The sequence below is a fragment of the Luteitalea pratensis genome, assembly GCF_001618865.1.
Lineage (GTDB): Bacteria > Acidobacteriota > Vicinamibacteria > Vicinamibacterales > Vicinamibacteraceae > Luteitalea > Luteitalea pratensis.
The window spans coordinates 3,202,569-3,227,848 of record NZ_CP015136.1; the positions used below are offsets into that span (position 1 = coordinate 3,202,569).

The following is a 25,280-nucleotide window of genomic DNA, read 5'->3' on the forward strand; positions in this document are numbered from 1 at the left end:
GTGGCCCTGGTCTTCAGCCTGCGGGCCGCGGCTCGGCGCCTTTGGCGGACCCTGTCTGGTGCAGCGGCACTGGCAGTGCTGCTGACCGAGGCTCACGCGCAGGGCCACGTTGCGCCCTGGACGACGCCGATCGTCGTCGAAGCGCCGACCTTCCGCGTCCGGATCGATCCCGCCGGATTCCGCTACGGCATCGAGCGCCGCGATGGCACCGTCCTCGCCGCGCCACACGCCGAGTCCGGGTTGCAGATCCGCACCGAAAGCGGTGGCGGCGCCGTGGTGTCGACGAGCAACGCTGCAGTGAGCCCACGCGGGCTGGACGCGACAGTCCGCACGGCCGATGGCATCGAAGCGCGAGTGGCGATGACCATCGAGCCCTCGGGCTTCCGTCTCTCGGTGAAGCCGGCCGCCGATGGGCGCTACACGATCGTGGCCCGCACGAGCGGCGTCGGCCCCGCCTTCGGCCTGGCCGACCACGCCGCCTTCAAGCGCACGACGACCGAGCTCACGGGCTTCGAGCTCGAGCGGTTCCGCGCGGGCAGTGCTGGCTCCGGTGCCGTTCGCCTCGTCAGCAACTTCATCATCGCCCCTCGCCAGGGCGTCGCGCACGTGAACGTCCACCCCGGCCTGAAGGTCGTCAGGGTCACCGCCGCCGAGCAGGCGCAGGGGAGCCGCGACGTCCGCGAGCTGACGGCGCTGCACTACTTCGTCGGCACGCCGCAGGAGATCTACCAGCGGTTCCTGGACGTCCGCAATGCGAGCGGCTACAAGGTGTACAAGCCGAAGTACGAGTGGTTCGGCGTCGGGTGGGAGGCGTGGGGGGCACTCGCCTGGGACACCAACCAGCGCACGGTGACCGAGAACGTCACGCGCTATCTCGATGCGGGCTTCCCGCTGCGGTGGATGGTCATCGGCTCGGGATTCTGGCCTCGTCACGATCCGCGCTTCCACGCGACCACGAGCTTCGGGCTGTGGGATCCGTCTCTCTATCCCGATCCGAAGGGCCTCATCGACACGTTCCATCGCCGAGGCCTGAAGGTCACCCTCGGGCTGCGCATCGCGTTCATTCCGGACGGACCCTTCGCCGCCGAGGGCGTGCAGCGCGGGTTCTTCCTGACCGACAACGACAAGCCGGCGCTGTTCACCATCGGCTTCCCGCGGGTGCCCGTGCACCTGCTCGACGCGTTCAAGCCTGGCGCGGTCGACTGGTACCTGGCCCTGTGCCAGAAGTGGCTCGACTACGGCATCGACGGGTTCAAGGAAGATCTGTACGGCTTTGGCAAGTACGACCTGCGCGACGACAAGATCGACCCGGTGAACGCGGCGCTGATGGACCGCGGCGCCTATGTCATGGGGCGCAACGCGTATCTTGGTTCGCCAGCCGATCTCCATCGGTACAACGACTTCAACTATTGGGAAACCCAGGATCGCGGGCCCATCAACGGGCTGGCGCTGGCCTACAGCGGTTTCCCCTACGTCTACCCGGACATCGTCGGCGGCACGATAGCGGCCACCGAGACCCAGGGGAAGCGGACGATCCCGGACGCGGCGCTGAAGCAATACCTGATGCGCAACGCGCGCTACGCGTCCGTGCATCCCTCGATGGCCGTCGGCTACGGCCCCTGGAACCTCGAGGACGATCAGGTGAGCCGGATCATGCTCGAGTCGACATTGCTGCATGCGCGGCTGCATCCCTACATCTACAGCGCGGCCGTGCAGACCCATCGCACCGGGTTTCCCTTCACCATGACGCCGCTGCCGCTGGCCTTTCCTGACGATCCAGCCGTGTACGCGCTCGAGAACACCACGCGCCGCGGGTACCAGTGGCTGATTGGCGACGCGCTGATGGCGATTCCGCTCTACGGCGACGACTACGCCACCGCGAACACGCGCGACGTGTACCTGCCGCGGGGACGATGGATCGACTACGACACCGGCACTGCCTATGAGGGCCCGACGACGCTGTCGGCGCACGCAATTCCCGTGACCCGCAACCCGCTGCTCGTGGGCGGCACCGGAGTGGTCGTCGAGGAGCGTGATGGGCGGCTTGTCGCACGCATCTACCCCGTAACGTCGAAGGCGTCGACGACCTTTCACCATCGCGACGGGCGCGACACGTCGGTACGCATCGAGGTGGAGTCCTGGCGCCAACCGGCGGTGGTCACTGGCGGTGGTGTGTCAGTAGAGGCGGTGCACGACGGCGTTGCGCTGACCTTCCCTATCGAGCCGGGCGCGAGCTACGTCGTGCGATCAGCGGCGGCGCGGCCGTAAGATGCGCCGCGGAGGTTGTCCAGACATGCCAAGCCCCCTCATTCCACGTGCGGTCACGCCAGCCGTCACCGGGCATCGCCGGCCGCGGACGCGCCTGGTGGTGTTCGCGGCGCTGCTGCTCGCGACGGTGGTCGACGTGCCAGGGCTCGGCGCGCAATCGGCGCGCGCGCCGCAACCTGCGCCGTCAACCGCCGCGGCCCAGACGCCAACCCCGCGTCCGCAGATCGGCGGCATCTTTCCGCATCTGTCGGTCGTATCGGAGCATGAGCCGCGGTCCGAAGCCGGCATTGGCGCGCTCGTCCCCTGGGCCGATCGTCTCTGGTTTGTCGGCTACGTGGCTCACATCGCCGGCGCCGGCCTCGGGCTATACGAGGTGGACGCGACCATGGAGATGCGCCGCCATCCGGCCAGCGTCACCGGAACGTTCGCCAACCGGTTGATTCACAATCCGTCGAACCAGGCGATCATCGGGCCCCACATCATCGACACCAAGGGCGTGGTCCGCACCTTCCCGGAGATGGCGAAACATCGTCTCGCCGCGACGATGGAGCACCTGACCGATCCGGCCCAGCTGGTCTACTTCCTGACGATGGAAGGACTGCTGTTCGAGGCGAACGTGAAGACGCTCGAGGCCAGGCAGCTGTTCGATCTCGTGAAGGTGCTGGAGCTGCCGGCGGGAACGCGTCCACATTTCAAGAGCGCCTACACCGATGCCGGTCGCGTCGTTGTCGCCAACAACACCTATGACGAGCGCGACTTCAAGCGCGAGCTCGCCGGCGGGCGACTGGCCGAGTGGGATGGCAAGACGTGGACGATTCTCGAGCGCAAGCCGTTCGTCGAGGTGATGGGGAAGGCCTGGGCGCCCGACACCTTCGGCCGGCCCATCTACGCCACCGGCTGGGATCGAGCGTCGGCCATCCTCAAGGTGTTCCGCAATGGGGCCTGGAGCACGTACCGTCTGCCCAAGGGCGGGCAGACGTTCGATCACGCCTGGAACACCGAGTGGATGCGCATCCGCGAGGTGCAGACCGAGCGATTCCTGATGGACCTTCACGGCCTCTTCTACGAGCTGCCGTCGCTCTCGTACGACGGTCGCGTGTGGGGGATTCTGCCTGTCGCGCGACACCTCAGGATGGTTCCGGACTTCTGCTCGTGGCGCGGCCTGCTCGTGCTCGGTGGCGACCAGACCGATCGCAGCGTCGGCCAGCCGCAGTCGGGGCTCTGGTTCGGTCACCAGGACGAACTGTGGGGGTGGGGGAAGCCGCAGGGCTGGGGCGGGCCCTGGTGGGAGGATCGCGTCGAAGCAAACGCGCTGTCCGACCCGTTCCTGATGACCGGCTTCGACAAGAAGGTGCTGCACCTGTCGCAGCAGGGCGCGCCGAGCGTGAAGGTCACCGTCGAAGTCGACTTCATGGGCAACGGTCGCTGGCACACGTACGCGGAACTGAGTGTGCCCGACGGCGGCTACGTGCACCACGAGTTCCCGGCCGGCTTCTCCGCGCACTGGGTTCGCCTGAAGGTGAGCCAGGCGGCCACGATGACCGCGCAGTTCGTCTACTCGTGAGGGCGACGTGAACACGAGCCGACTGTGGGTCGCGACCGGAGCACTGCTGGCAGCGTCGGCGCTGGCGACGCGTGCCGCTCCATTCCTCGCCACGCACGCTCGATCTGCCACGTCCCTGTCCGCGGCACAGCCGACTGCATCGGCACGTACGGCCGTGAGCCTCAACGGCGAATGGCACTTTGCCGTCGACCCCGCCGGCGAGGGAGAGCGCGATCGCTGGTTTGCGCCGGACCTCGACCAACGCCGGTGGGATCGCGTCGACGTGCCGCATTGCTGGCCAGTCGATCCCCGCTACCAGTACACGGGCCGTGCGTGGTACCGACGGTCGTTCACACCGCCGGAGCCCATCGGCAGCCGGCACGCGCGCATCGAGTTCGACGCCGTGTTCGCCCGCGCCCGCGTGTGGCTCAATGGGACGCTGGTCGGCGCGCACGAGGGCGGTTACACGCCATTCGGATTCGACGTCACAGACCTGCTGAAGAGCGGCCAGCCGAACGTCGTGGCCGTCGAGGCCGACAACAGCTGGAGCACCAGGACGATGCCGGGCGCGCGCCCGGGAACCGACCCGTCGGTGCGCGTCTATCCCTGGTGGGACTACGGCGGTATCGTCCGTCCGGTCGCCCTGGTCGTGTCGCCGCCGGTGTACATCCAGAAGCAGCGGATCACGACGACGCCTGATCTTGCGAGCGGTGCCGCCGCGATCGAAGTAGCGGTCTGGGTGCGCAACACGACAGCCCAGCGCGCGTCGTCGCGCCTCCGGATGACCATCGTCCGGCTCGATGGCGATCGCGAGTTCGCACTCGACACACCCGCCGCCCGCTGGGAAGCTTCGGCCGAGACGCTGGCCGGCGAGACCAAGGCCGTGACGGTGCGCACCACGCTACCCAAGGGCGCGGTCCAGCTGTGGGGCCTCGACACGCCGACGTTGTACAAGCTGCGCGCCGAGCTGATCACCGAGTCGGCCCCGGCCACGGCCGATCTGCACGACGCGACGTTCGGGATTCGCCGGTTCGAAGTGCGCGGCGAAGAACTGCACTTGAACGGCCGGGCGGTGCGCCTCGGCGGCGCCAATCGCCCGAGCGACGATCCGGTGTTCGGCCTGATCGAGCCGGCTGCCGTCGTCGAGCGCGACGTCAGGCTGATGAAGGCGGCGGGCATGGAACTGCAGCGCATCAATCACCATGCACCACCGCCCGCGTTGCTCGACCTCGCAGATCGCCTGGGAATGTTGATCGTGCCCGAGGCCGCCAACTGGCAGTTGCAGCCCTCGCAGATGGACGATCCGGCGATGCGCGCCGACTTCGAGCGTCAGATGCGCGAACTCGTCGAACGCGACTGGAACCACCCGTCGGTGGTCGCGTGGAGCGTCGGCAACGAGTATCCGTCCGACACGCCGTCCGGCGTGCGATGGACCAGGGACATGGCGGCGTTCGTCCGTACCATCGATCGGTCGCGGCCGATCACGTTTGCGAGCTATCGCGCTTTCAGAGCCGATCTCGCCAGGCCCGAAGACGAGGGGTCGCACTACGTGGACTTTGTCAGCATCAACAGCTACGCCCCGGCGGAGCGCCTCGGCGCGGTGCTCGATCTCGTACACCAGCGCTATCCAGGCAAACCGATCGTCATCAGCGAGTTCGGTGTGCGCGAGGACAAGGTCGCCAGCCGGGACGAGAGACGACGCTACTTCAGTCAGGCGGCCGCGGTCCTGCGTCAGCGTCCATTCGTCGCCGGCGCGTCGGTATGGACCTTCCAGGACTATCGCAGCCGATTCCCCGACACGGCGCCAAACGGGTACCGGCCCTGGGGCCTGGTCGGTCCCGACCGGGCGCCGCGCGACGCGTACCACGTCGTCGCGACCGAGTTCGCGACGGTGCGCATCGCGGCGGCGCCCATGTCCTTGGCCGGCGGACGTCTCATCGCTCGCGTCGAAGTGCAGGCGCGCCCGGATTTCCCCTCGCGTCGCATCAGCGGCCTGACGCTCCGGATCGTTGCAAAAGACAGCGCCAATCCGCGTGTCGAGACCGCGCTGCCGGACCTCGCGCCCGGCGAACGGATCCAACGCGTCCTCGCGGTCGCGGCCCCCACGTCGGCGGCCGAACTGTCGCTCGAGATCGTCAGGCGTGACGGCAGCGTGATGCATCGCCTGGCCGCGATCGATCGCCTGACGCCGCGCCAGCAGGTGTCTCAATGAGGCTGGCCGGTCAGGTCGCAATCGTGACCGGGGCCGGGTCTGGCATCGGCCGTGCCTCGGCCCTCCGGTTCGCTCGCGAGGGCGCTTGTGTGACCGTCGTCGACCTCGACGCCTCGGCCGCCGACGCCGTCGCCGCTGAGATTGTCGGTGAGGGCGGCGCAGCGTTCGGCGTCGCCGGCGACGCATCGCGAGAAGACGACGTCGCGACGATGGTGGAGCGCACGGTGCAGGCGTACGGCTCGCCAACCGTGCTCGTGAACAGCGCCGCGACGACGTCGTTCGGCACACTGGCGGAGTCGGCGGTGCAGGAACTCGATCGCGTCATGCGCGTCAACGTCGGCAGTGCCTGGATCTGCGCGCGTGCCGTCATTCCGCTGATGCGGGCGGCGGGCGGCGGCGCCATCGTCAACCTGTCGTCGATCACCGGGATCGTCGGCGCGCCTGGCATGGCCGCCTATTCGACGTCGAAAGGCGCCATCATCACGTTGACGAGGACGCTCGCGCTCGAACTGGCGGAAGAGGGCATTCGCGTGAATTGCATCTGTCCGGCATCGATCGACACCCCGATGCTTCAGGCGTCTTTCGATCGGCAGGCCGATCCGCAGGCCGCGCGCGCCCGAAACGTGAAGCGGCATCCGCTGGGGCGGCTGGGCACGGCGGAGGATGTTGCGAACCTGGCGTTGTTCCTGGCGTCGGACGAAGCCGCGTTCATCACCGGCGGCACGTACGTCGTCGACGGCGGTGCGCTGCTCGCGCGCCGGTGGCAGGAGTAGGCGGATGAGACGCGGACGTGTCGGGCTGGCGGTCGGCCTCGCGGTCGCTCTGACCAGCGGTGGGTCGGTCTGGGGCGCGAGGGCTGCGGCAGACGCGGAGCTGCGCATCGAGAACGCGCGCTATCGTATCGTCGTCGAGCAGAGACGCGGTGCGCCCGCCGCACTGGTCGTGAGCCGCCTCGATCAACCGGGCGTGTCCCGGCGTCTGACGCCGGACGTGCGCGTGTTGATGACGAGGACCGACCCGGGCTACCGGGCGATGAGTCTCGGCGAGGAGGTCGTGCTCACGGCCGGATGGAAGCCCGCGGCGCCGCCTCCTCACGAGACCGAGCTGTTTGCGGGCGTGCCGGGGCAGAAACCGGCGCCGGTTAGCAACGAGAGCGATCTGTTCGCCGTCGCCTCGCCGCGGCAGCATCGGGCGACCGGCGTCACGGTGAAGGATGCGCAGACGCTGACCTTCTCGTTCAAGGCCGACCCGTCCTACGACGTCGCGCTCGCGATAGCGCTCGAGCCTGGGACTGCCGCGCCGATCATCGACACGTCGGTGACGCCTCGGGTCGCAGGCTTCTATTCCGCTGCGTTCGGCGGCGTGGGGGGCCGCGAATCGGCCACGCTCGACTTCGTCTACCAGCCACTGGTCTGGTCCTGGCGGCGCTTTCCCGCCAAGTCATACCTCACGCCGGAGTCGATGGCGACAACCGCAGCGACGTTTGTGACGGCGGGGGGCCTGACGGAGGGCGTGGCGGCCGATCCGGCGGAGATCCCGTATCGCTTCGCCACGTTCCAGAACTCGCGCTTCGGGCTGACCCTACGCGACGTCGACGGCCGGGCGCGACCGATGCTGTTTGCGCCGGTGCTCGGCGGCGAAGGGTCGCAGCGCGCGGCGGGCGAGCGGTTCGCGTTCAAAACGCGGTACGTGCTCGCGGCCGGCGACTGGTACGCCGGTCTCCAGCACGTCCTGCGCGACGTCTTCGCCTATCGCGCCGAACGGCAGAACGCGGCGATCTCGCTGAACGACACGCTCGACAACATGATCGCGTTTGCGATGGACGACGCGTATTCGGGCTGGGTGCCTGAGCTCAAGGGCTTCGACTACAAGTGGGACGTGCCGGGGACGGTGAAGGTGGTCTCGGCGCTGCACGCGTTGGGTGTGGCGCTGGTGACCGGCGATCGCGAGATCTATAACAGGCGGGCGCTGCCGCTCATCGAGTACGTGATGTCGCGCGAGAAGTACCTCTACGCGACCGACGAGGCGATCACCTACCAGAACCCGTCGCATTTCCTGCGGGGCCCGTGCGTCGAGATCGGCGAGCTGGCCGGCCTGTTCGCCATGACCGGCGGCAAGTCAGTGGGCTTCAAGCGTGAAGCGGAGCGTCTCTTCGGCAAGCCGCGACGCCTCAACCTGCTGACCGACACCGGCGGCGGTACCTGGCAGGACGCGCTGGCCATGTACCGCATCACCGGGGAGCAATCCTGGCTGCAGAAGGCTCGCAGCGGCGCGGACGCGCATGTCAAGGCGGAGATCGACACGCTGCCAGGTGACTTCACGACCAACTCGGCGCTCGTCGACAAGCAGGCAGCCTTCTATATCGATTACGGGCCGCGTTGGTTCGATCTGTACGAGATATACGAGGCCACCGGTGAGCGGCGCTACCTCGATGCTGCGATTACCTCGGCACGAGCCATGCTGCTGATGCTGCGTTCACAGCCGTTCGCGCCGGCGACGACCATGCTCGTCAACCAGGGAGGACGAGTCCCGGGCGTCGTCAACTGGCAGCGTGTGCCGAACCCGAAGAGCGGCCCGAACGAGCCCACCTGGATTCGTGTCCCTCGCGATACGACGACTGCCGTGCCGGAGCAGCGCCTGCCAGCCTGGCGCACGTCGCTCGTCGGCTTACCGCCCGAGCAAGGGCGCACGTATGGTCTGGGGCCGATCATGCTGACCCATCACGCGGCCTGGTTGATGCGTCTGGCCCACCATGCAAACGACCCGCTGCTTCGCGAGGCGGCCGAGAACGCCGTCCTTGGACGCTACGCCAACTTCCCCGGCTATTACTTCACGTCGTTCGAGACCAACGTCTATCAGCGGGCCGACTACCCGCTGCATTCGTACCAGGATCTGAAGTACAACGCGATCTTCTACAACCATGTCTGGCCGCACATCGCGCTCCTCGTCGACTACCTGGTGAGCGACGCCTTCGCCCGGTCGGGCGGCCGCGTCGATTTCCCGTCGGCCTACGCGCCCGGCTATGCCTTCCTCACGAGCAAGGTCTACGGGCACCGGCTGGGGCGCATCAACGATGACAAGGACGTGGCCCTCTGGCTGCCGCGGCGGGCGGCGAGCTTCTCGACACCGGCGGTGAACCACCTGTTTGGCGTTGGCTCGGCCGACCTGCATCTGGTCCTGATGAACACGTCGACGGACGCCCAGGACGTGACCGTGAGGCTCGATCCCGACGTCGTCCCCTGGGATGCCGGCGTCCGCTACGACGTGGCGCTGACTGGAAGTGCGTCGGGTAACACGACGTCGATCGATGGCGTGCTGCGCGTGCCCGTGGCCGGCAGGGGCTTCACGGTGGCGACGATTCGCAAGCTGGCGGTCGACCCGGCCTTCCAGCGGCGCGTCGTGACGGCGCTGCCTCAGCCGCCTTCAGATCGCGGGTTCTCGCGGGTCGAGACGGGCGTGCCGGCGATCGGAACGCTTACCGGCATGCTGCTCAGCGTCGTCCCTGAGTTTGCCGACGCCTTCGTCTACATGGATGCCACCGAGAAGGATGCGCGCGACGTCGAGTTCCGATATCGCCAGGGCGATGACGAGTGGACCGTCGTTCGCGACACGGCGTACCCCTTCGAACTGAGTGTGCACGTCGGCGATCCCTCGCGGGCGCTCGAGGTGAGGGTCACGGCGACCGATCATCGTGGCACCACGCACACCGGTCCGGCGCTCGTGCTGGCGCGCTAAGAAGACGGCGCCACCGATGAGCGCGACCAGTTACTTCCATCCAGATCGTCCGGATGCACTGCTTCGGACAGTCGCGGCGTGCACGATGCGCTGGCCGTTTCGTCTCTGGGCCTTTGGCGAGGCGGTGGCACTCCGCGGTCTGCTCGCGTCCAGTCGGGCCACCGGCGCCGAGGAGCCGCTCGGCTTCGTGCGCGCGCTGCTGCGCACCTATGTCGGGCGGGGCGTCGGCCGGAGCGCCGAGGAGCATGTGGCACCGGGCGCCGAGCTGCTGGCGCTTCACGCGCTGGATGGTGAGTCCACCTGGCTCGACGCCGCGCGGGCGCTCTCCCGGCTACACATGGCCACGCCACCCGGACCAGCCGGTGTGCGATACCTGCGCCCCGACCTGCCCGGCTGGCGCCGTCAGATCTGGGTCGATTCGATGGACGGGGGGCCGCCGTTTCTGGCCCGTCTCGCGCAGGTGACCGGCGATGACACGTACGCGCACGAGGCCACGACGACACTGCTCGCGTACGCCCGGCTCCTGCAGGACGAGCGAAGCGGGTTGTTCGTGCACGGCTTCGAGGAGCACTGCGGCAGGAACGGACAACTCTGGGCGCGAGGGAACGGGTGGGCGGCGATGGGCCTGGTCGAGACACTCGCGTGGGTGCCGGGCGAGGCGCGACTGGCGGCCGAACTGCGGCAACGACTCGCCGCGCTTCTCGACGGACTTGCGGTGCTGCAGCAGTCGTCTGGGCTGTGGCCGACGGTGCTCGACCGACCTGAGTCGCCGCCCGAGACGACCCTGGCGGTGATGACCACGACCGCGATCGATCGTGCGCGCCAGGCCGGTGTGTTGCCGGGGAACTCGCACGAGTCGATGCGCGCCCGAGCGCAGGCCGCCGTGCTCGAGCAGGTATCGGCCTCGGGCGCACTCGGGCTCGTGTCTGACGCGACACCGATCGGCGAACTGCGGATGTATGTCACGCGACCGTTCGGTGTCTTCCCATGGGGGCAGGGCCCGCTGCTGCTCATGCTGGCAGGACCCCCCTCCACTTCGGAGCCTGGGAAGAGGCCATGAAGATCACCCGCATCGAGACCTTTGCCGTGCAGGCGCCGCCGTCGGATGCGCGGCCGTACTGGGGGAGCCGCGCATGGGGACGCCCCAGCACCGCCGCCGCGCCCGAGATCTCGGCCGAGTACCCGACGCCGATCCGCCGGCGCTACCTCTACTCGGCGACGATCGACACCGTGATCGTCCGGTTGACGACCGACACCGGGCTCGTCGGTCATGGCGAGGCCAAGGCGCCGGTGGCGCCGCAGGCGACCAAGGCGATCATCGATCTGCTTCTGGCCGATCTCGTGCGCGGCGCCGACCCGCGCGACGTCACCGTGCTGTGGGAGCGGATGTACGCCGGCATGCGGGTGCGCGGCCACCGCGCCGGCTTCTATCTCGAGGCGATGAGCGGCATCGACATCGCGCTCTGGGATCTGGCGGCGCAGGCGGCGGGTGTGCCCATCGCGTCGCTCCTGGGCGGCGTGTTCCGCGATCCCATCCGCGTCTACGCGTCGGGTCTGCCGGCGCTCGATCTCGATGCCGACGACGAGGCGCTCGAGGCGCTCGTCCAGGAGGCGCTCCGGCTGCGTGCCCAGGGCTACACAGGCCTCAAGATGGCCCTCGGCAAGGGGATCGCCGGCGATCTGCGCAGCGTGCGCGCCGTGCGCGAACGCCTGGGTGCGGACTTCCTCATCTACACGGATGCCGCCGGGGTGTACGACAGAGCGCAGGCGCTCAGGTTGGGGCGGCAACTCGAGGAGCTTGGCGCTGCCTGGCTCGAGATGCCCATTCCACCAGAGGACGTCGAGGGCTACGGCGTCCTGGCCCAGGCCCTGACGCTGCCGATTGCGCTCGACTCACTGTCGTCGCGCTATGAGGTCGCCGCGTTCGTGCAATGCCGCGGTCTCGACGTGGTGCAGCCAGACGTCTGTCGCGCTGGCGGCATCACCGAGTGCCGGCGGATTGCGGAGCTTGCCGACGCCTTCGGCCTCGCGTTTGCGCCGCACGTCAGCATCGGATCGGCCGTGCACATCGCGGCGACCATGCACCTGGCGGCGGCGATGCCCAATACCATGACCAGCGAGTACTGGATTGGCGACAACCCGATTGGCAACGCCTGGCTGACCGAGCCGATCCAGGTCGAGGCGGGCTACGTGTCGCTGCCCCGCCGCCCGGGGCTCGGCCTCGCCTTTGCCCCCGACGCGCTGGATCGCTGGGCGGACCCGCGATGACACCTTCCGCGTCGCACGCCGGCCCCTCACCGGGGCTCCGAAGCATCCCCAACCTGCGCTGGTGGATCGTCGGGATCCTCTTCCTGTCGACGGTCATCAATTACGTCGATCGCCAGACGCTGTCGGTGCTCGCGCGCACCATCCAGGACGATCTCGGCATCTCCGACAGCGGCTACGCCCGCATTGTCCAGGCGTTCCTGCTGGCGTACACGATCTCCTATCTCGTATCCGGACGGATCACCGACTGGCTCGGCACGCGCGTCAGCATGGCGGCGTTCATCGTCTGGTGGTCGCTGGCGAACATCGGGACGGCCTTCGCTTCCTCGATCTTCACGCTGGGACTCTGGCGACTGCTCCTAGGTGTCGGAGAGCCGGGCAACTGGACGGTGGGTCCCAAGGCGCTGTCCGAGTGGTTCCCAGCTCGCGAGCGCGGCCTTGCCTACGGCATCTTCACCATGGGGGCGACGATTGGCGCGACCGTCGCGCCACCGCTGATCGCCTGGCTCGCACTCTCGTATGGATGGCGGGGCGCCTTCGTCGTCACCGGGGTGCTCGGGCTGCTGTGGGTGATTCCCTGGCTCTGGCTGTACCGGCCACCGCACGAGCACCCTCGACTGACCGACGCGGAGCGCGTTCTCGTGCCGCCTGCGCCGACATCGACAACTGGCGGCGCCGAGTGGACGCTGTGGCGCACGCTGCTCACCCAGCGGGACACGTGGCTGCTGCTCGGCACACGCGTACTGACCGATCCGGTCTGGTACTTCTACCTGTTCTGGTTTCCGAAGTACCTCACGGACACTCGCGGGCTGTCGCTGATCGAAGTCGGGCGCGTCGCATGGGTCGTGTATCTGGCGGCTGATCTCGGGGCGCTCGGCGGCGGCTGGCTCTCGGGCCGCCTGATCGACCGTGGCTACGCGCCCGTGGCGGCGCGCAAGCTGGTGCTGCGGATTGCCGCGACGACGATCCTCGTCGGTCCCCTGGTCGCATGGGCCCCGTCGATACCGCTGGTCCTGTTGTGCGCCGCCGTCGTCGCCTGCTCACAGCTCGCGTGGCAGGTCACGATCGGAGCGCTCATCGTCGATCGGTATCCGCCTGCGTCGGTGGCGACGGCGTTCGGGATTGTCGCTGCCGGCAGCGGGTTCGGCGGCATGGTCTCGACCGGCGTTGTTGGATATCTGGTCAGCAACTACTCGTACGTGCCCGTGTTTGTCACGATGGCGCTGCTGCACCCGCTGGCGCTGGCGCTCGTCTGGTTCCTGCGCGGTGACCGTACGGCCGAGGGTGCGGCACCATGAACCCGTATCAGGCCTGTACGCACGAGCGCAATTTCGGCAGTCGCCTGCGCGAGATCGTCTGGCGCGGCCACCGCTGCGTGATCCTGGAGAACGAGCGGCTCCGCGTGCTCGTCGTCGCCGACAAGGGCGCCGACGTGCTCGAGTTCCTTTACAAGCCGCTCGACGTCGAACTGCTATGGCACTCGTACCACGGCCTGCGCCGGGCCGGACCAGAGCGGGCTTCGTCGCCGCTTCCCGAGGGGCCGTTCCGCGATCAGTTCGCCGGCGGCTGGTACGAGATGCTGCCCAACGGTCCCGAACCGAGCGTGCATCGCGGCGCGTCCTTTGGCTTCCACGGCGAGGCGACCTTTCTGCCGTGGGACTATCGCATCGTCACCGACGAGCCTGAGAGGGTTGTCGTCACGTTCTCGGTGCGCCTTGTGCGTCTGCCGATCTACGTCGAGAAGACACTGACGCTCGCACAGGGCGCGTCGACGCTGGTCATCGATGAACGGCTCGTCAGCGAGGCGGGGCACACGATCGAAGTGCTGTGGGGACAGCATCCGACGTTCGGCTGGCCATTTCTCGAAGCCGGATGTCGCGTGTTCCTGCCGCCGTGCCGCGCGCGGGTTGGGGCGGCGCCACCGTCGGGTCACCGGCTGCGTCCGGATCAGGAGGCGCCCTGGCCGCATCTGGCTGGCGTCGACGGGTCGGTCGTCGATCTGTCGATCGTTCCCGGTCCGGACGCGCGTTCGCACGACTTCGTGCGACTGGACGACCTGAGCGACGGGTGGTACGCGATCGTCAATCCGCACCGCGGCCTCGGCTTCGCCTTGCGGTGGGATCCCGCATTGTTTCCGACGCTCGGACTCTGGCAGCTCCTGCGCGGCGGCGTCGACTATCCCTGGTACGGCCAGCCGTACCTCATGGCGCTGGAGCCCGCCTGCGACCTGCCGTCGCTGGCCGGCGCGGCGGCGCGCGGCGCGGCGATCCGCCTGGAGCCGGGCGCGCCGGTGACGACGCGGTTCGAGGCGACGGTGTTCACCGGCCTCGCCGAAGTCCTGTCGGTCGGGAAGGATGGAAACGTTCGCTGACGTCGGGGTCCGAGCACCCGCGGTGCTGTGCGCCAGGACATTCGGCACGCCGCCGCGCGAGTTGTCGCCAGGCTGCCAGAGGTCGCGTGTACCTTGGGCATTGAGCGGGCGGCGATGATCAGTCATGCCCACTGCACTCCGCCGACAGCAGCGCTATGACCATCGGCTCCGGGAACTCGTCCGACGCACGGGCGAGCTCCGCATCGCCACGAATCGCGGTGTCCCGCTATCGAGCGGCGCGGGCGTGGCTTTGCGCTTCACCGAATCAGGTCGTGGGTCTACGGGGAACGGACTCACGGACTCAGAACTTCGCCAGGATCCGGTCGCTCGACGGCGCCCGAGCCTATTTGCATGCCGTGACTGACAACTTTTCGCGCCGGATTCTGGCGTGGCACGTGGCCGGTGCGTTCGTACCGGGCAACAGCGTCGCCGTACTCCTGTCAACGCCAGTCAACGCGCTACGCCCTCAGAACATGTGCCAATCGTGCTGGCGGACGCAGGTGTGGCGAACGTGAACGCGCAGATCGACGCACTGCTCGCCACGGGCGTGCTGCGGCGTCTGCTGGCCATGACGGAGCTGAAATTCTCGAACTCGATGATCGAAGCTGGTGGCGTTCCCTCAAGCATCACTGGCTTTTCCTGCACGCGCTCGACAGCGTCGCGACGGTGCGCCGGTTGGTGGCGTTCTGCGTCGACGAACACAATCGCGTGCTGCCGCAGTCGGCATTTCGCGGCCAAACGCCGGACGAGATGTATTGCGGGATAGGGGACACGATCCCGGCGGAACTCGCGTCACGCGGGGACGCCGCGCGCCGAGCACGCCTGCAGGCCAACCGATCTGCCAGCTGTGAGACGTGTCGGGCCCTCCATACGGCGGTGTGAACATCCGACACGGTCGCGGCAACCGAACCTCAGCGCTCGTGCCGGTCAAGCGCGACGCCACCGGACTGGTCGCGCCGCCGCGCGGGGACCGCAGAAGGCAGAGCGATGTCAGGGATTCAGGTCACATGCCGCAGCCGCCCGTTCTCGGCATCGACGACGAGAACTCGCGCAGGAAAGTGCAGAATGTCCGTGCAGTCAGCCGGCTGACGAGCACTGCGCGCGAGAATTCGGAATGTCCCCTGGAGACAGCCCCGCGGTTTCTTCGATGCCGCCTAGCAGCAGCTTGCGGCCGATGCCAAATGGCTGCATAATCATGCCACATGGCAATCGAGGGAGTCCTAAGACGCCGTCGCTCCGCTTCGAGTGAGAGCCAAGAGCAGGGTGCTGATCTAACGGAGGAACTCCGTCGCTTCCGAAACTTGCTAATGCACGGCCATCTTGGCCCGCACGACTATGCTGGTCTCCTCGGCTTTTCGAGTGTGGATCTGTTCAAACTCCTCGCCGAAGTCGATCGTGGAATCCCCTATCGCGCCTTCGAACGACTACGGCGAAATACGTCGTGGGAAGTTGAGATGCTTGCGTTCTTGCTCGCTATCCCTCAGCGCACTCTCGCGCGACGCAAGCAAGAGGGACGCTTTCATCCGGACGAATCTGATCGTCTCTTGCGCGCGTCCCGCATCTTTGGTCGGGCGTTGCAGCTATTCGAAGGAAATTCGAAGGAGGCATCGGCTTGGCTGGAGCGGCCGTTGCCGGCGCTCGGGAACTTGCGGCCGATCGACCTTGCGAGGACTGAAGTTGGCGCACTTGAAGTGGAGCGTGTGATTCTCGCCCTCGAACATGGTGTCTTCCTCTGACAATGATCGCCGCTTGGCGAATCATCAAGGCCCGACACGTCTCATCGGCCTTCAGCGGTGAAGGAGCGCGACTGGCAGGTGGGCGCTGGAATTCGAAAGGGATCGCGGTCGCTTACACCGCAGGGAGCCAGTCGCTCGCAACTCTCGAAATGCTCGTACATCTCGGTGCAGGTGCGGCGCTTCAGTCATACGTGCTGATTCGCAGCGATTTCGATGAGGCGCTTGTCACCGAGGTTGACGCGACGGCCCTTCCTTCATCGTGGCGATCGTTTCCTGCTCCAGCGGCGTTAGCGGCCATCGGCGATGCGTGGGTAAGTAGTGTCACCTCGGCCGTTCTGAGAGTTCCTAGCGTGATTGTACCGTCGGAAGCCAACTATCTCTTCAACCCGCAGCATTCCCAGTTCAACGCGATTCAAGTTGGAACCCCGACTACTTTCTCCTTCGACCCACGTTTCGTTCTGCCCTGAAGCGAAGTCACGGTCGCAGCGTTGGTGGGCGTTGGTGCATGGCTGCGGGCCGCCCGGTCAGTGGGTCGGCGGTTGGAGCCGCTGGCGTGTCGACCGCCCACGTCGCATGATCGTGCGATGAAGTCGCGCGTGTATCCGGCGTACAAGACGCACTATCGGGTGGGGAATTGGCGGGTGTACGAGCGCGCCCTTGTCGGGTAGGGGCGACGTGACGCTGTGGTTCTCGCCTGACGCCAAGGCGGCGTGGGGCGTGACGCCGTCCGGCCGACCTGGCGGGCAGCAGCGGTTTTCGGATCTGCCGATCCAGACCGCCCTGACACTCCGCTGTCAGCGGTGGGTGAAGGGGAGTGGGCCGCCGTGAAACATGGCGGCAATGGCACGCGAGGCTGGAAGAAACTCCATCTGGGTGTCGACCGCTTCGGCGTGGTCCCCATATCGCGGCGCACGAAGATCGCGAGGCCAAGGGCGCTCAGCACCGCCGAGAGTGCTGCGAGCACGAGCATGGCACGAGGGCTGGCGCCGTAGCTCGGGACGAGCGGCTTGCTCAGCTCGAAGTAATGCACAGGGGAGAGCTGGCCGATCCAAGCGCCGCCCGGCACGGTGCGGCCCGCGCTCGTCATCACCACCGAGAGCCCGAGGAGCGCCCCCGTGATTCCGGCCGCGGTTCGGCGCGCGCGTGTGAACTGGGACGCCAGCAGCGCCATCGAGCCGAACACCCCCGCCAGCAGCGACGCGTTGAGACCGAACAGGAGTGCCGCTCTCAGTGGCAGGCCGGTGTTCGCGACCTGCCCGCCTGCGAATGCCATGAGTGCGATCAGCGCCCCATCAACAGGAGCGCGGTCGCCATGGCGGCGAGCTTCTCCGTGGCGACCCGCAGCCTTGACCGAGGAACTGAGAGCAGCACATCGAGAGCACCGGACTCCTCCTCGCCGCGAAGCGTTTGGCTGACCGCGAGCAACGCCCAGATGCCCAGCAGCGGCAGCACGAGCGACAGGCGCCAGGTTGCATAGCCGCCAGGGCTGAGCACGTCCACGGGCTCGGCAAACAGGCGCATCGCCGGATGCCGCACCAGCGCGAGCACTTCCGCCCGGGCTCCCATGTCAGCCAGCAGCGGGGGGACGACAACGAAGACGAGCGGCGTCAGCACGCCGATCCCCAGTCCCCAACTGACGATGGCGACGCGGCAGTCGCGCAGCGTTTTGAGGAAGATGCTACGAAACCACACGGTTCGTGTCCTGTCCGGCCGCCATGTGCTCGTCCCGGTAGTAGCGCAGGAAAATGTCCTCCAAACTCGGCTCGCGGCTGACGAGGTTGACCAGCCGATACGGTGCGGCGGCCTTGACCACGGCATCCACTTCGCCCTGGACGGTGAGGCGCAGCGTGCGTCCGTCGGGCAGCGCCTCCACGCGCTCCAGCCCCACCAGCCCCTGGAACGCGTCGACCGGCGGCGCGCCGGCGAACGTCAGCTCCAGTTCGTGGTGCTTGATGTCCTTCAGTTCAGCGACGCCACCGACCCGCACCAGCCGCCCCTCGCGGACGATCGCCACTCGGTCGCACATCGACTCCACTTCCGTGAGGATGTGCGACGAGAGGAAGACTGTGCGCCCTTCGGCGCGGGCTTCAGCGACGATCTGTTGGAACTCCTGCTGGTTGAGCGGGTCGAGACCGCTCGTCGGCTCGTCGAGGATCAGCACGCGCGGGCGGTGCATGCACGCCTGGATCAACCCCACCTTCTGCTTGTTGCCATGTGAGTAATGCCGGAACTGGCGACTGGTGTCGAGGTCCAACCGCGCGACGAGCCGTTCGAGATGTGTCTGATCCACGCCGCCGCGGAGGTTGGCGAAATAGGCGAGGATCTGCCCGCCCGTCAGGTCGGGATCGAGGGCGAGCTCGCCAGGCAAGTAGCCCACCAGCCGCTTGACTTCGACTGACTGTCGCCAGCAGTCCAGTCCGGCGATGCGGGCGCCGCCGCCACTCGCAAAGGGCAACCCCATGAGCAGACGAATGGTGGTCGTCTTGCCGGCGCCATTCGGCCCCAGGAAACCGAAGGTCTCGCCCTCCGTCACCTGGAAGGACACGTCGATAACGCCACGCTTGCCCCCATAGTGCTTGGTCAGCCCAGACACCTCGATGATGGCCGTCATAGCTCATCGCCTCCGTGCTGCGGCCTTGGACGGTCGGGCCTGTCGTAGTCGTACGCGAGATCGTTTTGGATCGATCTCGCGAAGGTCAGCCGGCCTCACCGTCCCGACGCTGCTGGCAAGCCTGCATCCACTGGCACGGACGGTAACGCGCACCGCTCCGCTCAGCACCGGGACAAACCGCCGTACCGGCCGCACTTCCATGGCGACGCTCCTGAGGACTCGTTGAGCGTAGCGGTCCGATAGTACTCTTCTGAAGCAGGAAACTCTGGCACGTCTGACCTTCCAGGCGGTACGCAGGAACTGATTCACAGCTCGATCGGAGACATCGTGAATCGAGTCGGCAAAACCGGCGAGGCCAACCAGAAGCGCGCGGCGAACGCCGGCCACCCGTTCGCCCGTGTTGGACGACAAGACGAAGGGTAAGTCGACGGGCCTCCGAGTGGTGGCAAAAGACCCCGCGCAGGGGAATGTCTGCGCCACACGGAGGCGTTGCGGACTCAACATCACGGGTGGTCTAGGCTATCGCTACCGACCAACGCGCCACAGGGACGCCGTGACGATGTTCCGCGCCGGCGCCATCACAGCATCTTTTACTTCGTCACCGTGGGCGACGATCACGAAGGCGGTCTCGACGGGAGACGGAGCCCCCGGAAAGTAGATGAGCGACGTGCCGGAGCAATTGGCGTGGACTTCGTACGTGCTGTATGCCTGCACGTTCTGCCGAAATCCCGTAATCTCACCGTGACCGTTGTCTATTTGGGTGAATTGACCATCGCCGTCATACGTGCGGAGGGCGGTGCCGACGAATGACTCAGTGACTCCGGGGTCGAGTCCGCGGCTGCCGGAGACGAGGATGCCGTAGTCGCCTTGGAGTGTACGGTTGGTGCACTCTGGAGGGCCGTCCTTGTTCGCCGCCGTCGCCGTGTCCGAGAGGCTCAGGCCAACGATGACCGCAAGGCCGGTCGCCATCGCGACGGCTCCCGCTCGGCGTATGGACGGTGCTCTCGGGCTGACGCGATTACTCTCCGCAAAGGCCGTCTCGTGAAGTCGCATGATGATTCTCCTTGTTCGGGATCTCCGCTTCGGAATCCTCGCCGAACCGGCTCTTGCCGGTTCCTACTCTTGGAGGCGAGAACGACGGCGAAAAAGGTCAAGACCTTCCAAAGGGGCCGAGAAGCACGGGCCCTTTTCAACCTGGGCCATTCGGGCAGGTGTAGACTGGGCGCATTTCCAGTCACGGGCACGACCCCACCGCTCTGCTGCAGGCATGGGGCCGAGGGGAGATGGCGGCGCTCGACCGGTTGCTGCCCCTCGTCCACGGCGAGCTGCGCCGCTTGGCCGGGCGCCATATGCGTCACGAGCGTGTCGGCCACACGCTCCAGGCGTCCGCGCTGGTCAACGAGGCATATCTCCGGCTGATCGAAGTCAAGCAGGTCCCTTGGCAGAATCGTGTCCATTTCTTTGCGATGGCTTCGCGCCTCATGCGGCGAATTCTGGTGGATGCCGCGCGCGCAAAGGGCTATCAGAAGCGCGATGGGGGACTGAAGGTGTCACTTGACGAGGCCGTCGCCGTCGCGGACACGCCCTCCCAGAATTTCGTGGCACTCGACGACGCCTTGAACGCGTTGGAGGCGATCGATCCCCGGAAGTGTCAGGTGGTCGAGATGCGCTTCTTCGCCGGAATGAGCCTGGAGGAGACGGCAGAGGCGCTTCACCTCTCGGTTGGCACCATCAAGCGCGACTGGCGGCTGGCAAAAGCTTGGTTGGCGCGCGAATTGGACGATTCTCCACGTGACAACCCCTGAGCGCTGGGCGCGGGTCGAGCGGCTGTATCACGAGGCCCTCGCGCGCGGCGCGCACGAACGTGAGGCGTTGCTGGCAGACGCGTGCGCGGGCGATGACGCATTGCGCCGAGAGATCGAGTCCCTGCTGGCGCATGACGGTGGCGCCGCGTTCCTGAGTACCCCGGCCGTGGCGAATGGAATCGGCGGGGGGATCCGGATCGGCCAGGCGCTAGGGCCGTATGTGATCTCCGCGCAGATTGGCGAAGGCGGCATGGGGGAGGTCTACCGAGCCCGTGATGCGACGCTCGATCGCGAGGTGGCGATCAAGGTCCTGCCGGAGGCATTCGCTGCCGATGCGGACCGCGTTGCACGGTTTCAGCGCGAAGCCCGCACCCTGGCCTCGTTGGACCATCCAAACATCGCGATCATTCACGGACTCGAGCAGGCGGGCGATGTCCACGCGCTCGTCATGGAGTTGGTGCCCGGCGACGATCTGTCGCAGCGAATCGTGCGTGGCGCCATTCCGATCAACGAAGCGCTGCCGATCGCGAAACAGATCGCCGAGGCGCTCGAAGCCGCGCACGAGCGTGGGATTATCCATCGCGACCTCAAGCCCGCGAACATCAAGGTCCGAGCCGATGGCACAGTGAAGGTGCTCGACTTCGGGCTGGCGAAAGTGATGGAACGATTAGGCGCTGAGTCCGACGGGCCGCAGCCACCGCCTCTGACCGTACCGGGAATGACGCAAGCGGGAATGATCCTGGGCACCGCAGCCTACATGAGCCCCGAGCAGGCGCGCGGTTGGCCCGTCGACAAGCGCACCGACATCTGGGCCTTCGGATGCGTCTTATACGAAATCCTGACTGGCCGTGCAGTGTTTACCGGCGACACGCTGTCGGACACCATCACCGCGATTCTCGACCGCGAGCCACACTGGAAGGCGCTGCCGGAGCACACCCCATCGAGCGTACGCCGGTTGCTGCGGCGCTGCCTCGAGAAAGATCCGAAGCGCCGGCTGCCCGACATCGCCGACGCCCGACTCGAGATCGACGAAGCGGAGACCACTCGGTCCGACGCCCGCGACTCCGGCCAGACGGTGTCGTCCCGCATCGCCCGTATCGCGACACGTGAGCGCGTCGGATGGATCATCGCGGCCGCGTGCCTAACAGGACTCGTCGCGATGTTGGCCTTCAATCGCGCCGGGCCCGGTGATCGGGCGCCAGCCGACACCCCCAGCTACAGCACGTCGATCGTGCTTCCTGCCGGTGTGAACTTGTGGTCGGGCAATCCGCCGGGGCGCTTTGTGCTCTCCCCCGATGGCCGGCGGCTCGCGATGGTCGCCTCGGATTCGACTGGCCGTTCCATGCTGTGGGTACGGCCTCTCGATAGTCGCGTCGCGCAAGCGCTTGGCGGCACCGAAGGCGCCACCTACCCGTTCTGGTCCGCGGACTCCCGCTTCATCGCCTTTCTGGCCCAGAACAAACTGAAGACGATCGGCATCGCCGGCGGCGAAGTCGTCACGTTGTGCGACGCATCGTTCGAGTCGACCGGGGCCTGGAACCGCGACGACGTCATTCTCTTCACTCCGAGGGGGAACTCGCCACTCTTTCGGGTGTCAGCATCGGGCGGCACGACGACGCCGGTCACGACCCTCGAGACGGCGAGCGGTGACGTTCAGCACTCGTTCCCGTTCTTTCTCCCGGACGGCCGCCACTTTCTCTATTTCGTGGTGGGGAGCCAGGCCAGCCGCACGGTCCCGCGCGGAGTGTATGTCGGCGCACTCGATTCGACGGCGCCGGGCAAACTGATCGAGCCGGGCGGGTCGAACGCCAAATATGCGAACGGCTATCTGCTCTTCCTGCGGAACGGCGCGTTGCTGGCGCAGCCCTTCGATGTCGGTCGTCTCGAACTCCAAGGCACACCCGCGTCTCTCGTCGATCACGTCCAGACGACCGGGTCCTCCGCCTCAGATATGGCTGGAGTGTTTACCGTCTCCGAGACCGGGCTGCTCGCGTATCAGGCTGGTTCTGTGGTCCGTTCCCAGCTCACGTGGTTTGATCGCGCGGGCACCCGCCTCGCCACACTCGGCGATCCAGCGGACTACGTTGACGTGGCGCTGTCGCCTGACAACACGCGCGTGGCGGTCAGCCTCCTGGACCTGGAGATCGGCACTCGGGATCTCTGGATCTTTGATGTCGCGCGCCGGCTGGGCGAGCGTTTTACGTACGAGTCCGGCGACGACTTCGGGCCGAACTGGTCCCGCCCTGGTGGCGAGCGTATCTTCTTTAGCTCGCTGCGAAAAGGAAGGATCGACCTGTACGAGAAACCGTCGAGCGGTTCGGGCAGCGAAACGCTTCTGCTCAAGGACGACCTCGGGAAGTTCAACGCGAGCGCGTCCCCGGACGGTCGATTCCTGGTGTACGTGGGCGGTGGCGGCGTCATTCAACAAAGCGATATCTGGGTGCTGCCTCTGTCTGGCGAGAAGAAGCCTGCGCCGTTCCAGGAATCGAGGTTCCGCGAGTCGCAGGGTCAGTTCTCTCCCGATGGACGATGGATCGCTTTCATGTCAACCAAGTCCGGAACACCGCAGGTCTACGTGGCAGCCTTTCCCGGGCGCGACTCCGAGCGGCAGGTGTCAACCGCTGGCGGAGGCTGGCCGCGCTGGAACCGCAATGGCAAAGAACTGTTCTACCTGGCGCTCGACAACACGTTGATGGTCACGCCAGTGAATGGGCAGACGTCACGCTTCGATGTCGGCACCGGCCGGCCACTATTCGTCATCCATCCACGTCCGGCACGGGTCGATGCCTATCCGTACGACGTCACAGCGGACGGTCATCGGGTACTCGTCAATACGTTCGTCGAAGAAGTCACGCCGCCGATCACGCTCATCGTCAACTGGGAACACAAGCGCTGACACGTGTCATCCCAGCGGGCAAGGCCCTCTCGGATTTGCGCGGTTGCGTGTGTAACTTGGCCGACATCGATTCAGGACGCGGCAGGCAAGCCTCGCCTCGGCCTCCCGACCTCCCGTTTCGGCAGGTCTGGAGCGCCGCGGCGGCCCTGCGCTGGCGGCTCGATGCGGAGCAACAGCCCCAGCGTTAGTTCCCCGTACCACTCCGGCGATAGCTGTGACCCGAGGTCACACGGCGTGCTGCGTTCGACGACATTCTGCTCTCTCCCGCGCAACGTCCGCGGCATGCTCGCGGTACTCGACCTTCCCGTCGTGGCTGGCGAGAACTCGCACGCGACAGTTCGAAATGTCTGTGAAGACGGCCCGGCGGCGGGCACGGTGTGCCGCGTCCCAAAGGCGATGGTGCGCGTGCCCCGCCGTCATGTCCGCGAATGCCAAGCGCCGGCGAAGGCCTGACGACGGATGCGAGTTCAGAATGGAACTCACCTTGGACCGCGGCTGATTCAAACCTCTCTCAGACTAGCGGAAGCCGTCAGCGACCATGATGTCGCTCTCCCAGTGGTCCGTCGCGTTCGCTAGCGCCGAACGGCTATCGCGACGGCCCACGAGGCCACTCAGACCAGCGATTCGAGAAACCTGAAACGCCAACCGCCCGAGCCGATGCACGGGGTGGTCGTCAAATGAATAGAAGTCGATCGCGTCCGCATCTCGGTCGATGGTCAGAAAGGCCACGGCGGGGGAGGGCAGTCGTGCCGCGCACGGCTGGCGGGCGATGTTCGGAGCGATTTCGTTACTGAAAAGACTGGACGCCCAGGCAGCGCCATGGACGCGTAAGGACCGCTGTGGACGATTAGTTAGGCGGCCTTCAGCACCGCTCCATGCCAAACGACCGTCCGTCTTCGGAAGTCTTCCCGAGGCCGCAGTGTTTCGCAGTCGAGCCAGCCTATTGCGTTCAGGCGCGATCCCACACCGTGTGCTGCGTGAACGGTCTCAACTGCGAGTCGAATCCCTTCGTCGTCGCGGTCATCGTCTGTCCGTCCTCTGCCACGGCATAGGTGCCTTCGCCGGCCAGCGAGCCGTCCTCTCGCTTGGCTTCGGCGCGGATCGTGTTTCCGTTCGGGCGCGTCGTGACCGACGCCAGTCCTGGAAAGCCGTCGACGGGGTAGGCGACGCCGTCCGGGCGCAAGCGCTGCGCTTGCTCCTCGCAACGTTTGCCCGTCGCGCCGACGCCCGCGGCGAGCAGCACGTACGTGCCGTCCGCCTCCTGCTCCCACGTCATGGTGGCCTCCGAGGGCGTGTGGTTGGCGTCGAATGCGGACCGTCTCGGGTTGAGGGTCCACGTCCCCACGAATGGATCGCTCATGGCAACCTCCTGTCGAACAGGTATACGCGGGGCCGTGTGCCGGCGTCCCGAAGGATCGCCTAAGATTCGGTTAAACCGTGGCTGGTAGTCCTGAGGTGTACGAGTGCGGTCCGTATGCGCTCGATGGGCACGAGCGGAGGCTGTGCAACGCCGGGCAGGTGGTGGCGCTCAGGCCAAAGGCGCACGATGTGCTCGTGGCGCTCGTCCGCCGTGCTGGCACGCTGGTGACCAAGCGCGAGCTGCTCGATCTGATCTGGCGCGATGTCTCCGTGGAGGAAGGTGTCCTCGCCGTGGACGTCTCCTCGCTTCGCAAGAGCCTTGGTGAGTGCGGGGTGGCGGGCACCTACATCGAGACCGTGCCGCGGGCTGGTTATCGGTTTTCCGAGGCAGTCAGGCGGACGAGGGTTCCCGCCGAACCGCTGTCGATGAAGTGGCCGATCGGGGTGCTGCCAGCTCGACCCGAGGTGTCTTAACTGAT

General features: G+C 66.8%; 19 protein-coding genes. 14 read left to right on the top strand and 5 right to left on the bottom strand.

Annotated features, from left to right (window positions below; all coding sequences use genetic code 11):
- The 11 genes from LuPra_RS13155 (at position 1) to LuPra_RS13210 (ending at position 16,597) form a co-directional block, all read left to right on the top strand.
- Positions 1–2,268 carry a TIM-barrel domain-containing protein gene (locus LuPra_RS13155; RefSeq protein ID WP_110171173.1) on the top strand — a complete coding sequence of 756 codons (2,268 nt, stop codon included), beginning with the start codon at positions 1–3 and terminating at the stop codon, positions 2,266–2,268.
- Between the two features lie 25 nt (positions 2,269–2,293).
- A complete protein-coding gene (locus LuPra_RS13160) occupies positions 2,294–3,832 on the top strand; it encodes a hypothetical protein (protein WP_234800871.1) in 1,539 nt (512 codons plus the stop codon).
- A 7-nt stretch (positions 3,833–3,839) separates the two neighbouring features.
- Positions 3,840–6,023 (top strand): glycoside hydrolase family 2 TIM barrel-domain containing protein, encoded by a 2,184-nt coding sequence (locus LuPra_RS13165; RefSeq protein ID WP_110171174.1) that lies wholly within the window; start codon positions 3,840–3,842, stop codon positions 6,021–6,023.
- Positions 6,020–6,796: an SDR family NAD(P)-dependent oxidoreductase gene (locus LuPra_RS13170; protein ID WP_110171175.1), complete on the top strand. Its 777-nt coding sequence runs from the start codon at positions 6,020–6,022 to the stop codon at positions 6,794–6,796. Before LuPra_RS13165 ends, LuPra_RS13170 begins: the two co-directional genes overlap by 4 nt.
- A 4-nt stretch (positions 6,797–6,800) precedes the next feature.
- Complete coding sequence (locus LuPra_RS13175; protein ID WP_110171176.1) at positions 6,801–9,758, top strand: hypothetical protein; 2,958 nt, start codon at positions 6,801–6,803, stop codon at positions 9,756–9,758.
- Positions 9,759–9,774: 16 nt separating this feature from the next.
- Positions 9,775–10,818 carry a glycoside hydrolase family 88 protein gene (locus tag LuPra_RS13180; protein WP_110171177.1) on the top strand — a complete coding sequence of 348 codons (1,044 nt, stop codon included), beginning with the start codon at positions 9,775–9,777 and terminating at the stop codon, positions 10,816–10,818.
- Entirely contained in the window at positions 10,815–12,026 is a 1,212-nt protein-coding gene (locus tag LuPra_RS13185; RefSeq protein ID WP_162271375.1) for a mandelate racemase/muconate lactonizing enzyme family protein, read from the top strand. The genes LuPra_RS13180 and LuPra_RS13185 overlap by 4 nt, the downstream gene beginning before the upstream one ends.
- Positions 12,023–13,321 carry an MFS transporter gene (locus LuPra_RS13190; protein WP_110171179.1) on the top strand — a complete coding sequence of 433 codons (1,299 nt, stop codon included), beginning with the start codon at positions 12,023–12,025 and terminating at the stop codon, positions 13,319–13,321. The genes LuPra_RS13185 and LuPra_RS13190 overlap by 4 nt, the downstream gene beginning before the upstream one ends.
- Positions 13,318–14,394 (top strand): DUF4432 family protein, encoded by a 1,077-nt coding sequence (locus tag LuPra_RS13195; protein WP_110171180.1) that lies wholly within the window; start codon positions 13,318–13,320, stop codon positions 14,392–14,394. Before LuPra_RS13190 ends, LuPra_RS13195 begins: the two co-directional genes overlap by 4 nt.
- A gap of 1,361 nt (positions 14,395–15,755) precedes the next feature.
- A complete protein-coding gene (gene parS / locus LuPra_RS13205) occupies positions 15,756–16,130 on the top strand; it encodes a type II RES/Xre toxin-antitoxin system antitoxin (RefSeq protein ID WP_157899118.1) in 375 nt (124 codons plus the stop codon).
- Between the two features lie 2 nt (positions 16,131–16,132).
- Positions 16,133–16,597, top strand: a complete 465-nt coding sequence (locus LuPra_RS13210) for an RES family NAD+ phosphorylase (protein WP_110171183.1) — start codon at positions 16,133–16,135, stop codon at positions 16,595–16,597.
- Between the two features lie 152 nt (positions 16,598–16,749).
- Here LuPra_RS13210 and LuPra_RS33220 read toward each other — a convergent pair whose 3' ends face one another.
- From LuPra_RS33220 to LuPra_RS13230, 4 genes are all read right to left on the bottom strand, one after another.
- Complete coding sequence (locus LuPra_RS33220) at positions 16,750–17,403, bottom strand: ABC transporter permease (protein WP_234800872.1); 654 nt, start codon at positions 17,401–17,403, stop codon at positions 16,750–16,752.
- Positions 17,404–17,411: 8 nt separating this feature from the next.
- Positions 17,412–17,822, bottom strand: coding sequence for a hypothetical protein (locus tag LuPra_RS13220; RefSeq protein WP_110171185.1), 411 nt, complete (start codon positions 17,820–17,822; stop codon positions 17,412–17,414).
- Positions 17,809–18,741, bottom strand: coding sequence for an ABC transporter ATP-binding protein (locus LuPra_RS13225; protein WP_110171186.1), 933 nt, complete (start codon positions 18,739–18,741; stop codon positions 17,809–17,811). The genes LuPra_RS13220 and LuPra_RS13225 overlap by 14 nt, the downstream gene beginning before the upstream one ends.
- Before the next feature lie 525 nt (positions 18,742–19,266).
- Positions 19,267–19,710 carry a hypothetical protein gene (locus LuPra_RS13230; RefSeq protein ID WP_110171187.1) on the bottom strand — a complete coding sequence of 148 codons (444 nt, stop codon included), beginning with the start codon at positions 19,708–19,710 and terminating at the stop codon, positions 19,267–19,269.
- Between the two features lie 290 nt (positions 19,711–20,000).
- On the opposite strand from LuPra_RS13230, the gene LuPra_RS13235 reads away from it, so the two are divergent.
- Both LuPra_RS13235 and LuPra_RS13240 read left to right on the top strand, forming a co-directional pair.
- Positions 20,001–20,546, top strand: coding sequence for a sigma-70 family RNA polymerase sigma factor (locus tag LuPra_RS13235; RefSeq protein WP_257724530.1), 546 nt, complete (start codon positions 20,001–20,003; stop codon positions 20,544–20,546).
- Positions 20,533–23,442 carry a protein kinase domain-containing protein gene (locus LuPra_RS13240; RefSeq protein WP_110171189.1) on the top strand — a complete coding sequence of 970 codons (2,910 nt, stop codon included), beginning with the start codon at positions 20,533–20,535 and terminating at the stop codon, positions 23,440–23,442. Before LuPra_RS13235 ends, LuPra_RS13240 begins: the two co-directional genes overlap by 14 nt.
- Before the next feature lie 949 nt (positions 23,443–24,391).
- Here the strand turns inward: LuPra_RS13240 and LuPra_RS13250 are convergent.
- Entirely contained in the window at positions 24,392–24,802 is a 411-nt protein-coding gene (locus tag LuPra_RS13250; RefSeq protein ID WP_110171191.1) for a hypothetical protein, read from the bottom strand.
- Positions 24,803–24,879: 77 nt separating this feature from the next.
- Here LuPra_RS13250 and LuPra_RS13255 point away from each other — a divergent pair, with 77 nt between their 5' ends.
- Complete coding sequence (locus tag LuPra_RS13255) at positions 24,880–25,275, top strand: winged helix-turn-helix domain-containing protein (protein WP_110171192.1); 396 nt, start codon at positions 24,880–24,882, stop codon at positions 25,273–25,275.
- Positions 25,276–25,280: the final 5 nt, after the last annotated feature.